Genomic DNA, 10,800 nt, shown 5'->3' with positions numbered 1-10,800 from the left:
TTGGTAGGAACGAGCGACGAAGCACTCCCGGTTCCCTGTAGGGGCGACGCATACGTCGCCCGCGAATTGACGTCCACCGCGGAGAAACACGGAGGGCGATGCATGCATCGCCCCTACGCCTCAGAAAAGATCGCCTATCGCTGACATTTGCGAGACACGACGCTAGAAGATGGGCCGCAGTGCCAATTTCAAACTGAGACACTACTTCGACCTCCTAGCCCTTGACACCGCGCAGCGGGCGTTTGTATGAGCAGCCCGTGGCACGGCAGAAGAAAGTAACCAAGAAGGAGCGCACCGCGCCGCTCATTATTCGCTTCTCTAACGACGACCTGTGGGTGCGCGGGGAAGCCGATCGCGTCGAGGTTGGCCTGTCCGACTACGGCCAAGGCAAACTCGGCGAGATCATTGGCGTCGAGTTGCCGGAAGTGGGCAGCGCGGTTGAGCGTGGTGAGCCATTTGGCGAACTGGAGTCGGTGCGCACGGCGTTGGAACTGGCGTCGCCGGTGACCGGAACGGTGGTGGCCGTCAACACCGAGCTGACCGAGAACCCGAGTCTCATCAATGAGGATCCCTACCACGAGGGCTGGCTGATCGAAGTCACGCTCAAGGACGAGGCGGAGCTGGAAGAGTTGATGGAGGCCGACGAGTACGAAGAATTTGTCGAGAGCGAGAGCGACGACTAGCGCCACGTTCGCTGGCGCCGATCGGCTAGCGAGACGGCCTTGCTTTGGGTTCGCCGTTTGGTTCGTCGAACCGATAGATGACCTCACCGGGCTTCGCCCAATGCAACTGCTGGCGCGCGCGCCGCTCGAGATAGCGATCGTCGGAGCGCAGCCGCTGAATGTGCTCGCGCAATTGCGCGTTGGCCTGCTGGCGCTCGAACGCCAACTGTTCCAGCCGTTGCTGCTCGCCGCGCAAGCGCTGCAAATCGATCAAGCCACGATCGCCGTAGATCGCACCGATCACGAGCGCGACGAGAAACACCACGCCGCCGAGCAGGAGCGCTTTGTATTTCGCCGGAGGCGGTGGTACGAGAGCCATCGCATTTTCCCCACTGTTGGAATCGCATCGTAGCGGAAGGCGCGACACGATAGCAAACAGCCGCGGAGACCGAGGGTGAAGATCAAACAGATCGTGGCGCGCGAGATCTTGGACTCGCGCGGAAATCCGACCGTCGAAGTGGACGTGCGGCTGAGTGGCGATGTCGTGGGTCGAGCCGCGGTGCCGTCGGGCGCCTCGACCGGCGAGCATGAAGCGCTCGAACTGCGCGACGGCAAACGCCGCTACCTCGGCAAAGGGGTCACCCGAGCGGTCGCCAACGTCAATAAGATCATCGCGCCGGCATTGCGGGGCCGCGACGTGCGGAAGCAAGATGCGATCGATCGCTTCCTCATCGATCTCGACGGGACGCCCAACAAGCGCCGCCTCGGCGCCAACGCGATGCTTGGCGTGTCGCTCGCGGTCGCGCACGCGGCGGCGGCGGCGGTGGGCGAGCCGCTGTTTCGCTATCTCGGCGGCAAACAGGCTACCGTGTTGCCGGTGCCGATGATGAACATCCTCAACGGCGGTGCGCACGCGGATAGCTCGGTGGACTTGCAAGAATTCATGGTGATGCCGGTGGGTGCGCGCAGCTTCGCCGAGGGGCTGCGCATCGGCACAGAGGTCTTTCACACACTGCGTACCGTACTCAAGGAACGCAAGTACAGCACCGGGGTCGGTGACGAAGGCGGCTTCGCGCCGTCGCTCGGTTCGAATCAAGAGGCGGTCGAGATCATTCTCGAAGCGATCGAACGTGCCGGCTACAAGCCCGGGCGTCAGGTGGTGCTCGCCCTCGACCCGGCCGCCAGCGAGTTCTTCGACCGCGGCGCCTACGTCTTCCGCAAATCGGACGGGGTGCGGCGATCGAGTACGGCGATGATTGACTTCTACGCCGACTGGGTGGCGCGCTATCCGATTGTCTCGATTGAAGACGGACTCGCCGAGGACGATTGGGACGGCTGGCAAGCGCTCTCGGCGCGACTCGGGCGCCGCGTGCAATTGGTCGGCGACGACTTGTTCGTCACCAACCCGATCCGTTTGCGCCGCGGCATCGACACCGGCATCGGCAATTCGATCTTGATCAAGCTCAATCAGATCGGCACGCTGACTGAGACCCTCGAAACGATTCGGATGGCGAAGGCGGCGGGCTACACGACCGTGATCTCTCACCGCTCCGGTGAGACCGAGGACTCCACCATCGCTGACCTGGCCGTTGCCGTGAATGCCGGCCAGATCAAGACCGGCAGCGCTTGCCGAGGCGAGCGCACCGCGAAGTACAATCAGTTACTCCGGATCGAAGAGATACTCGGCCGCAAAGCGGAGTATCCCGGCCGCGCCGTGCTGCGGCGCTGAGGTGGCATATGTCGACCATTCTGCTCCTGCTCGTCCTTGGCGCCGCTGCGTGGGCGGTGCTGAGCTACAACGGATTGGTGACGCTGCGAAACCGGGTCCAGAACGGTTGGAAGCAAATCGATGTGCAGCTCAAACGGCGCCACGACCTCATTCCCAATCTCATTGAGACCGTGAAGGGTGCGATGCAGTTCGAGCGCGACACGCTCGAACGGGTGGTCGCCGCGCGCGCCAAGGCGGTGAGCGCGACGACGGTGGCGGAGACCGCGGAGACCGAGCGCCAGTTGACGCAATCGCTCGGGCGTTTGCTCGCGGTCATCGAGAATTATCCGGAACTGAAGAGCAACCAGAACGTGCTGCAACTGCAGGAAGAGCTGACGACGACCGAGAACCAACTCACCTTCGCGCGCCAGTTCTACAACGATACCGTCATGCAGTTTAACTCGCGCCAGGAAGTGTTCCCGTCCAACCTGCTGGCCAACTTCTTCGGGTTTCAGCGCGCCGAGTTCTTCAGCGCCGACGACGCGGATCGCACCATCTCGCATGTCGACCTCACGCTGAAGTCCTAGCCACTTGTGGACCTCTACGCGCGACAGGTTCAGAACCGCCGGCGCACGTTTGCGTTTCTCGCAGTATTCATTCTGGCGTTCCTCAGCCTCGGCTTCGCGCTCGACGTCACGACCTACGGCTTCCTTGATCCGCACGGCGAAGGCTTGCCGTTCGTCTCGTTCATCGCCTTGGTGGCGTCGGGCGGCCTAGCGCTGACGTCGTATTTTGCGGGTGCCCGGCTGGTGATGGCATCACTGCTGGCCGATCCGCTCGACCCCAATCTCGCCGAGCATCGCCAACTGCGCAACATCGTGGCCGAGATGGCATTGGCGGCGGGGCTGCCGCAGCCAGCGATCTACGTGCTGCTCGATCCGGCGCCCAACGCCTTGTCTGTCGGTCGCGACCCGCAGCACGCCGCGATCGCGGTGACCGAGGGCGCGATGGAGCGGCTCGATCGCGAAGAGATGCAAGGCGTGATCGCGCACGAGATGGCGCACATCGCCAACCGCGATACGCTGGTGATGACGGTGGTCGGTGTGCTGTTGGGCGGCCTGGTGATGCTGGCGGATTGGGGGCGGCGCATGTTCTATGTGGGCGGCGAGCGGCGCCGGCGCGGCGGCATCCTCCTGATCGTTCTGCTGCCGATCGCATTGGTGATTGCGCCCTTGCTGTCGCGCTTGTTGGCGATGGCGATCTCACGGCAACGCGAATACCTGGCGGACGCGACGGCGGCGGAGCTCACGCGTAACCCGCTGGGGTTGGCGCGCGCGCTGGAGAAGATCGGCGCCATCGCGACGCCGTTGCGCGCTGCGACTCGTGGTACTGCACACCTGTTCATCAGCGATCCGTTGCAGCGCAGTATCGGTTCCCGCGACGGACGGTTGGCGGACCTGCTAGCGACGCATCCGCCGTTGGCGCGGCGCATCGCGATTCTGCGCGCACTCGCGCACGGCACAGCCGTATGAGTGCCCCCGCCTGTCCCAATTGCGACATCGCGCTGCGGCCAGTCACCGCGCACTCGCGTAGCGGTTACCTGATTGCGCTCGATCAATGCGAGCGCTGCGGCGGGTTGTGGTGCGACCGCTGGGAATTATTTCCGATCGACGCAAGCGACGTCGCGCGGCTTGATCCAGTCGATCAACCGGCGCTGCGGGCGCCGGTGGCGACAGTGCCGAGCGAACTCAAGTGCCCGCGTTGCGTCACGGCCATGCACGAATTTCGTGATCCGGTGTTGCCGGCCGACGCGCACATCGAACGCTGCCGCGCGTGTGAGGGAATGTGGCTCAACCGTGGCGAACTCCGCCGCTTCAAAGGTGCGCACGCGGCAACGCCACGATCGCAGCCAGTACCAGTAAGTGCCGCAGCGCTACAGGAACTCACGCAGCGCTACGCCAGCGCGACGAATTGGTCGACGGTGAAGAATCTCGACGCGGCGGCGAGCGCGCCACTCGCCGCTGACGACGAACCCACGGACATCAAGCGGGACTTGGCGCAGAGCGCGGGATGGTCCGTGGTGCGTGCGCTATTGCAGTTGCTGTTTGGTATCTGAGCTGTGGACAAACCGCGCGCGCGGTTGTGGAGGACGGGGTAAAACAATCTGCTACCGAGCGCGCGCAATGCGACGAGCACCACTTCACGCTCCCGGTTTTTCGCTTTTGGGCGGCGGGCTTTCGCCCGGAAAAAGTTTTCCAAAATGCCATTCTCCTATTGACACGATGGAAGGTGACTTCCTATAATCCGGACCGTAACTGGTGGTGGGTGGCTGAATGAGGTGGAGAATGCCTGAGGGAATGGGAGCTGTGAGGAAAGTCGAGACCCAGCGTGGTCTCCAAGGAGGATCCTATGCCGATGAAGAAGAAGGCAAAGAAAGGGAAGAAGGCTGTGGCGAAGAAGAAAGCCCCTGCGAAGAAGAAAGCCGCTGGCAAGAAGAAGAAGTAGCCAGCGTCACGTTGACTGAGGCCATTCACTAGGCCAGGTTTTTTTTCCCTCCCTCAGGTTGAGCCTTCGGGCTCGGCGGACAGGCCCTCTGGATACTCCAGAGGGCCTGTCTGTTTCTGGGGCTTGCGATCGCACGCTGCGCGCGCGAAGGACTCAGCATGAATCTTCGGATCGGCGAACTGAGCGTCGAGGTCAGCGGCGGCGAGAGTCCGAAGTTCACCGCGCCGCTGCTGTTGCTCCATGGGTTGTGGCACACCGCCGCTGTGTGGCGCCGGTGGAGCGGATTTCTCGCGCATCGTGGTTGGGCCTGTTACGCGCTGAACTGGCGCGACTGCGACGGTGCCGCTGCGGCGAGTTCGTTGTTGGAAATCGAGCGTGAGATCCGGCGCGTCATTGCTGCTCTGCCCGCCCAGCCCGTGGTGATCGGACATGATGTTGGTGCGCTGCTGGCCCTACGGACGGCGACGATCGCGCGTGCAGCGGTTGCGCTGGCGCCGATCGTGCCACGCCCGTTCAGCGACACTCCCGCGCGTTTGCTTCGGCCAGCTCTTGGATTCGGCCGCACGATCCGTGCGCCGCGGGGCGCGCGCGGCCGGGCCTATTTCGGCGAGCCGCTCGATGCGGACACCCGTGAGTCCGTCGTCCTGTTACGGACACTCGTACGCGATGCCATCGACATCGCGCCGACGGCAACGCCGACGCTCGTTGTCGCCGGTAGCGCCGACGCGTTCGTGGCGCAGGCCGATGTCGCGCGCTTGGCCCAGCACGTCGGCGCGGTGCTGCAAATGGATCCGGACGCAGGTCATGCCCTGCACGTGGAACGCGGATGGGAGCGACGCGTTGGCGACGTTCATCGATGGATCGTTCAAACCCTCGGCGATCCGCTGCTGGCCTTGCGCGAAGAGTCCCAAGAAACCGACGACGCGTAGCCGGTTCCCACATTGACTGCGAGATGAACGGCTGTTAGTCCTGCCTCATCTGATTTTTCCCCGAATGGAGGTTTCCCATGTCCGAAGCGTACATCATTGATGCGTGCCGTACCGCCCGTGGCCGGCGCAAGGGCAGTCTGAGCAACGTCCATCCGATGGATCTGCTGGTGGCGGTGTTCAACGCGATCACCGCGCGCACCGGCGTCGATCCCAAGGAAATCGAAGACGCGGTGATCGGCTGCGTTAGCGAGACTGGCGAGCAGGGCACGAACATCGCCCGTGGTGCGGTGCTGGCGGCGGGTTGGCCGGTGGACGTGCCGGGCGTGACGCTCAATCGCTTCTGCGGCTCGGGTCAGCAGGCCGTGAACTTCGCTGCGCAGGCGATCAAGGCGGGCGCGCAAGATCTCGTCGTTGCCGGCGGCGTGGAGAACATGACTCGTGTGCCCATGGGTTCGGACATGGGACCGCTGCCGATGAGCTTGATGGAAAAGTACAACCTCGTGCCGCAAGGTCTCTCTGCCGAGATGATCGTGGAGAAGTGGAACTACGGCCGCGAGGAAATCGATCGCTTCGCGCTCGCCAGCCAGCAGAAAGCGTGGCGCGCGATTCAGGAAGGCCGCTTCAAGAAGAGCCTGATTCCGATGAAGGTGACGCTCAATGGCGAAGCGAAGCTGTTCGACACCGACGAGCACGTGCGGCCGCAGTCGACGTTGGAAGGGCTGATGGCCTTGACGCCGTCGTTCAAGCCCGACGGCAAGATCACGGCCGGCAATTCGAGCGGCATCGTCGACGGCGCTGCGGCGGTCATGCTGGCGTCGGCAAAGAAGGTGAAGGAACTCGGCCTCAAACCACGCGCGCGCATCGTCGATCAGATGATCGTCGGCTCCGAGCCGGTCATCATGCTGACCGGGCCGATCCCGGCGACGCAGAAGGTCTTGAGGCGCGCGGGCCTAAGGATCGGTGATATCGATCTGATTGAAATCAACGAAGCGTTCGCGCCAGTGCCGCTGTGCGTGATCCAAGAAACCGGCATGGACCCGGAGCGGGTCAACGTCAACGGCGGCGCGATCGCGATGGGGCATCCGCTCGGCGCAACCGGCGCGATGTTGATCGGCACGCTGGTCGACGAACTCGAACGGCAGAACAAGCGCTACGGTCTCGCCACGATGTGTATCGGCATCGGCATGGGCATCGCGACGATCATCGAACGCTTGTAGTTCTGGAACGTCTGTAATTCTGCGAACGTCCGTAGTCCTCCATTCGGTCGAGACGCTCCGCCGGGGGCGTCTCGACAAAAGTCTGCTCATTCCTGCCCTGCGGCGTCGTACCGCCTTGATTCGCTGTGCGCACCGCCATCGCTTACAGATAATTGCCGAGCGCTTGCCGTGGCGGCGGCCGTCGCGGTATGAAAACGGCATGAGGACCAATGCCAAGTCGAGTGTCACCCTGCCGCAGGAGGAACTCCGACTCGTTCATTCTCTTAAGTCGCGTCTCAAACTGAAGAGCAACGTCGAGGTGATCCGACGCGGGCTGCGGCTGCTGCAGGAGAGAACCGAGCGGCGGACGCTCAAGGCGGCGTACCGGGTGGCATCGCGCGCGACGCGACAATCGACGATGAAGGAGATCCGGGAGTTGGATCATCTCGCTGGCGAGGGACTCGATTGAAGGCAGCGATTCGCCACGGAACACTCTACCTCGCCGACTTGAGCCCGAGGCAGGGAACCGAGGCAGGCAAGCTGCGGCCCGTACTGGTGATCCAGACCGACCTCCTCAATCAAGCCGATCACCCTTCCACATGGGTTCTCCCGTGCACCACGCACCTGTCAGGAGAGAATCTGCTGCGGGTCGCTCTACCGCATGGCATGGCGGGCAACGCGGCGGATTGCGAGGTTATGATCGACCAGAGCCGCGCGATCGACAACCGCCGGCTCCGGCGGCCGCTCGGAGACGTCCCGAAGCCGGTTCTACAAGAGGTGAAGGAGAAGCTCCGGCGTCTAGGCGACTTCTAACCGGGCAGTGCTCGCCGCTGGCGGGGACGATGGAACTAGCGCGACATCGATCTGATTGAAATCAACGAAGCGTTCGCCCCGGTGCCGCTGTGCGTGATGCAGGAAATCGGCATGGACCCGGAGCGCGTCAACGTCAACGGCGGCGCGATCGCGATGGGTCATCCGCTCGGCGCAACCGGCGCGATGTTGATCGGCACATTGGTCGACGAACTCGAACGGCAGAACAAGCGCTACGGCCTCGCCACAATGTGCATCGGCATCGGCATGGGCATCGCGACCATCATCGAACGTCTGTGAGCGGAGAACAGTAGACAGTAGGCAGAGGGCAGTAGGCAGTCGGGGCGCTACTGCCTACCGCCCTTACGCCACGCTGAGGTTGCGGCGTGGAATCTCGCGAATGCGCGCGCTCTGCTCGAAGCCGTGCTCTCAAGGCCAAGATCCGGCATGCCGCGTGACGGACAAACGTGCGGCACCTCCGTCTTCGAGCGCTGCCTTACTAGTCGTGTCGATTCCAGCCTCCGCGTCGAATATGGTATGGGGAGACCATGGGCGCCAGGATTTTCATCGACCACGAGCGAGTCGCGGCGTTGTGCCGGCGGCATCACATCCGCAGATTGGCCCTGTTCGGGTCGGTATTGACGGACGACTTCCGGCCAGACAGTGACGTCGACGTACTCGTCGACTTCGAACCCGGTCAGGTCGTCGGATTCAGGGTCTTCGATATCGAGGATGAGCTGTCGCAGATCCTCGGCGGTCACCGGGTCGATCTCGTGCGAGAGAAGTATCTCAATCGTCGGCTCCGCGGCCGCGTCATCGAGAGTGCCGAGACGCAGTACGCAGAAGGATGACCTGGTCTATGTCGGCCACATGCTCGACATGGCCCGCAAGGCGATCGGCAAGTGCGCAGTCGCGCCGCGTACGACGCCGACGAGGACCTTCGGCTCGCGCTGACCCATCTCGTCCAAACGCTCGGCGAAGCCGCGCGCCGCGTCTCGTCACCGTTCCAACAAGCGCATCCCGAGGTTCCGTGGCGCAAGATCATCGGCATGCGGCACAAGGTGGTGCATGACTTACTTGGAGGTTGACTACGATCTCGTCTGGGACGTGGTCAGTGCCGAGCTGCCTCCGCTCGTGCGCCAGCTAGAGCAGATCGTTCCACCCGAATCGTCGAGCCTGTAGCGGCAGGGCGCGCTGCTCCCGGCCCGGGTCCGAAGATCGGCGACATCGATCGGTTGCGGAAGTAGGGAGCGATGAAACGGCAGAAGAAGAAACGGCTGGAAGCCGCTGGATGGAAGGTCGGCTCCGCCAGGGAGTTCCTGGCGCTGACCGATGCCGAGGCTGCGGTGGTGGAGCTGAAGCTCGATCTCGCAAAGGCGCTGCGTGAGCAACGGACGCGGCGAAAGATGACCCAAGCGCAAGCGGGGCGAATGCTTGGATCGAGTCAGTCTCGGGTGGCGAAGATGGAGGCCGGTGATCCATCGGTCAGCATCGACCTACTTGTTCGTTCGCTCGTCAGCATGGGCAGTAGTCGACAGGATCTCGCGCGCTACTTCGGGGCGCCGACGAAGCGGCGCGCGGCCTGAGGCTCGAAGTTTCGGTTACAGACCCAGTATGGCGGCAGGGCGTTTGATCCTGATCGAGGGCATGATCGGCGTGGGAAAGTCGACGACGGCTTCGAAGCTGGCGAATTGGCTCATTAGCCAGGGTGAAGACGCCCGCGTCTATCACGAGTTTGCGGACGATCATCCGATCCGAACCAAAGCGATCGACTTGCTCAGAACCCACTATCGCAACATGGCCGCGCAATCCGACGACGGCGAGGACGGCTTGGCGAGGGATGCGGAGGTGTACGGGCTGGATCAATGGGCGCGACTGGCCAGCCGCTGCACCGGCGGCCAGCAAACGATCATTCTTGAGAGCACGTTTCTGCAGAACTCGGTGCTGCCCAACCTTATGGACGGGGCGCCGATCGATGAAGTCAAGGCGGTGTTTGCGAGAATCGAAAGTCAGATCACCGCGGCTGACCCACTGCTCATCTATCTTCGGCCGAGCAACATCGACCAAGCGTTGACGCGCGTGCATCGCGAGCGCGGTGAATCATGGGCCTCCCAGAACGTGGCCTACGTTTCGAAATACCCGTGGGCACGAAGCCGCGGCCTCAAGGGCCGTCAAGCAGTCATCGAGTTGTATCGAGCCTGGGAAGGTCTCGTGGATGAACTGCTGGCGACATCCTCCTGCGCCACACTGCTGCTGGTCGATCCGCAAGACGATTGGGAGGCGGCCTCACGCGAATCTATTCTGCAGTGCGTTCGTGAGTGCGCCGGAAGCTTTTCCAGAGATGGCATGCTATGGTCGCCGCACGAAATCCCAGTGAATCTGCCAGAGGTCGAGCATGAAGGCCCTCGAAGTAAGCGCGGAGATCGATGACCAGCACCGTCTACAGGGAATCGTGCCGCCGGATCTGCGGCCGGGGCGGGTACGGGTCATCATTCTGGTCCCCGAGGAAGATGAAGCCGGGGAAGCGTGGGAACGCGGCGTTGCGCGACAGTGGGCGGCCGAGCTCGGCGATGTCCGCGAGGACATCTACACGGTCAACGACGGGGAACCGGAGGATGCAGCCCGGTGAGATTCATCTAGCGGCTTTCCGTTCGGCGACGCCCCGGGGATGAAGCAGCGCCCGGTTCTGCTGCTCACACCACAGACCGCGTCGACCAACGAGATCCTCGTTGCCTACATCTCGTCCGTCACTCCGCCCCAACCGATCTGGTCCTTGATCCGCAACTCGACGAGCACGGGCAGACCGGACTGAAGGTGACGTCGGTTCTCAGGTTGCACAAGCTTGCGACCATTCACGTCGCCGCCGTCCGCCGCCGGCTGGGTCGGCTTTCGGCCCGCTCGATGGATCAGGCCCGCGCCAAGCTGCGATCGTTGGTGGGAGTCTGAGGGAACAGGCGAGTACGCCGCCGACCCGATTGACCACGGCGCCC

16 protein-coding genes and 1 pseudogene are annotated in these 10,800 nt (G+C 63.2%); 16 read left to right on the top strand and 1 reads right to left on the bottom strand.

Annotated features, from left to right (window positions below; genetic code table 11):
- Positions 1-257 precede the first annotated feature (257 nt).
- The gene (gene gcvH / locus HYR72_08125) at positions 258-683 is read left to right on the top strand and encodes a glycine cleavage system protein GcvH (GenBank protein ID MBI1814927.1); all 426 of its coding nucleotides are present in this window, start codon (positions 258-260) and stop codon (positions 681-683) included.
- A gap of 25 nt (positions 684-708) precedes the next feature.
- On the opposite strand, the gene HYR72_08120 is transcribed toward gcvH, so the two are convergent.
- Positions 709-1,041: a septum formation initiator family protein gene (locus HYR72_08120; protein ID MBI1814926.1), complete on the bottom strand. Its 333-nt coding sequence runs from the start codon at positions 1,039-1,041 to the stop codon at positions 709-711.
- Positions 1,042-1,116: 75 nt separating this feature from the next.
- On the opposite strand from HYR72_08120, the gene eno reads away from it, so the two are divergent.
- From eno to HYR72_08045, 15 genes and pseudogenes are all read left to right on the top strand, one after another.
- Positions 1,117-2,391 (top strand): phosphopyruvate hydratase, encoded by a 1,275-nt coding sequence (gene eno, locus HYR72_08115; protein ID MBI1814925.1) that lies wholly within the window; start codon positions 1,117-1,119, stop codon positions 2,389-2,391.
- Positions 2,392-2,399: 8 nt separating this feature from the next.
- Positions 2,400-2,957 (top strand): LemA family protein, encoded by a 558-nt coding sequence (locus HYR72_08110; protein MBI1814924.1) that lies wholly within the window; start codon positions 2,400-2,402, stop codon positions 2,955-2,957.
- A 6-nt stretch (positions 2,958-2,963) separates the two neighbouring features.
- Positions 2,964-3,902 (top strand): M48 family metallopeptidase, encoded by a 939-nt coding sequence (locus HYR72_08105; GenBank protein MBI1814923.1) that lies wholly within the window; start codon positions 2,964-2,966, stop codon positions 3,900-3,902.
- A complete protein-coding gene (locus HYR72_08100) occupies positions 3,899-4,486 on the top strand; it encodes a zf-TFIIB domain-containing protein (GenBank protein ID MBI1814922.1) in 588 nt (195 codons plus the stop codon). The genes HYR72_08105 and HYR72_08100 overlap by 4 nt, the downstream gene beginning before the upstream one ends.
- Before the next feature lie 547 nt (positions 4,487-5,033).
- Entirely contained in the window at positions 5,034-5,804 is a 771-nt protein-coding gene (locus HYR72_08095) for an alpha/beta fold hydrolase (protein MBI1814921.1), read from the top strand.
- Between the two features lie 77 nt (positions 5,805-5,881).
- Positions 5,882-7,021: a thiolase family protein gene (locus HYR72_08090; GenBank protein MBI1814920.1), complete on the top strand. Its 1,140-nt coding sequence runs from the start codon at positions 5,882-5,884 to the stop codon at positions 7,019-7,021.
- A 199-nt stretch (positions 7,022-7,220) separates the two neighbouring features.
- Positions 7,221-7,469, top strand: a complete 249-nt coding sequence (locus tag HYR72_08085) for a hypothetical protein (protein MBI1814919.1) — start codon at positions 7,221-7,223, stop codon at positions 7,467-7,469.
- Entirely contained in the window at positions 7,466-7,813 is a 348-nt protein-coding gene (locus tag HYR72_08080; GenBank protein MBI1814918.1) for a type II toxin-antitoxin system PemK/MazF family toxin, read from the top strand. Before HYR72_08085 ends, HYR72_08080 begins: the two co-directional genes overlap by 4 nt.
- A 45-nt stretch (positions 7,814-7,858) precedes the next feature.
- A complete protein-coding gene (locus HYR72_08075; GenBank protein MBI1814917.1) occupies positions 7,859-8,110 on the top strand; it encodes a hypothetical protein in 252 nt (83 codons plus the stop codon).
- Positions 8,111-8,358: 248 nt separating this feature from the next.
- Positions 8,359-8,661 (top strand): nucleotidyltransferase domain-containing protein, encoded by a 303-nt coding sequence (locus tag HYR72_08070; protein MBI1814916.1) that lies wholly within the window; start codon positions 8,359-8,361, stop codon positions 8,659-8,661.
- 19 nt (positions 8,662-8,680) lie between these two features.
- A pseudogene (locus HYR72_08065) lies at positions 8,681-8,992 on the top strand (DUF86 domain-containing protein).
- Positions 8,993-9,063: 71 nt separating this feature from the next.
- Positions 9,064-9,396: an XRE family transcriptional regulator gene (locus HYR72_08060; protein MBI1814915.1), complete on the top strand. Its 333-nt coding sequence runs from the start codon at positions 9,064-9,066 to the stop codon at positions 9,394-9,396.
- Positions 9,397-9,424: 28 nt separating this feature from the next.
- Positions 9,425-10,240 (top strand): deoxynucleoside kinase, encoded by an 816-nt coding sequence (locus HYR72_08055; protein MBI1814914.1) that lies wholly within the window; start codon positions 9,425-9,427, stop codon positions 10,238-10,240.
- Positions 10,206-10,439 (top strand): hypothetical protein, encoded by a 234-nt coding sequence (locus HYR72_08050; protein ID MBI1814913.1) that lies wholly within the window; start codon positions 10,206-10,208, stop codon positions 10,437-10,439. The genes HYR72_08055 and HYR72_08050 overlap by 35 nt, the downstream gene beginning before the upstream one ends.
- Positions 10,440-10,576: 137 nt before the next feature.
- Positions 10,577-10,756 carry a type II toxin-antitoxin system PemK/MazF family toxin gene (locus tag HYR72_08045; protein MBI1814912.1) on the top strand — a complete coding sequence of 60 codons (180 nt, stop codon included), beginning with the start codon at positions 10,577-10,579 and terminating at the stop codon, positions 10,754-10,756.
- The last annotated feature ends 44 nt before the right edge of the window (positions 10,757-10,800 follow it).

The sequence above is a fragment of the Deltaproteobacteria bacterium genome (genome assembly GCA_016178705.1).
Classification (GTDB): domain Bacteria; phylum Desulfobacterota; class Binatia; order HRBIN30; family JACQVA1; genus JACOST01.
The sequence above is the reverse complement of the archived record's forward strand: the minus strand, read 5'-3'. Positions and strand labels throughout refer to the sequence as shown.

Bases quoted from the DNA above. Each gene is read 5' to 3' on its own strand.
- HYR72_08120 (MBI1814926.1), bottom strand. From the start codon at position 1,041: ATGGCTCTCGTACCACCGCCTCCGGCGAAATACAAAGCGCTCCTGCTC.
- HYR72_08070 (MBI1814916.1), top strand. From the start codon at position 8,359: ATGGGCGCCAGGATTTTCATCGACCACGAGCGAGTCGCGGCGTTGTGC.
- HYR72_08060 (MBI1814915.1), top strand. From the start codon at position 9,064: ATGAAACGGCAGAAGAAGAAACGGCTGGAAGCCGCTGGATGGAAGGTC.
- HYR72_08055 (MBI1814914.1), top strand. From the start codon at position 9,425: ATGGCGGCAGGGCGTTTGATCCTGATCGAGGGCATGATCGGCGTGGGA.
- HYR72_08095 (MBI1814921.1), top strand. From the start codon at position 5,034: ATGAATCTTCGGATCGGCGAACTGAGCGTCGAGGTCAGCGGCGGCGAG.
- HYR72_08100 (MBI1814922.1), top strand. From the start codon at position 3,899: ATGAGTGCCCCCGCCTGTCCCAATTGCGACATCGCGCTGCGGCCAGTC.
- HYR72_08085 (MBI1814919.1), top strand. From the start codon at position 7,221: ATGAGGACCAATGCCAAGTCGAGTGTCACCCTGCCGCAGGAGGAACTC.
- HYR72_08090 (MBI1814920.1), top strand. From the start codon at position 5,882: ATGTCCGAAGCGTACATCATTGATGCGTGCCGTACCGCCCGTGGCCGG.
- HYR72_08050 (MBI1814913.1), top strand. From the start codon at position 10,206: ATGAAGGCCCTCGAAGTAAGCGCGGAGATCGATGACCAGCACCGTCTA.
- HYR72_08110 (MBI1814924.1), top strand. From the start codon at position 2,400: ATGTCGACCATTCTGCTCCTGCTCGTCCTTGGCGCCGCTGCGTGGGCG.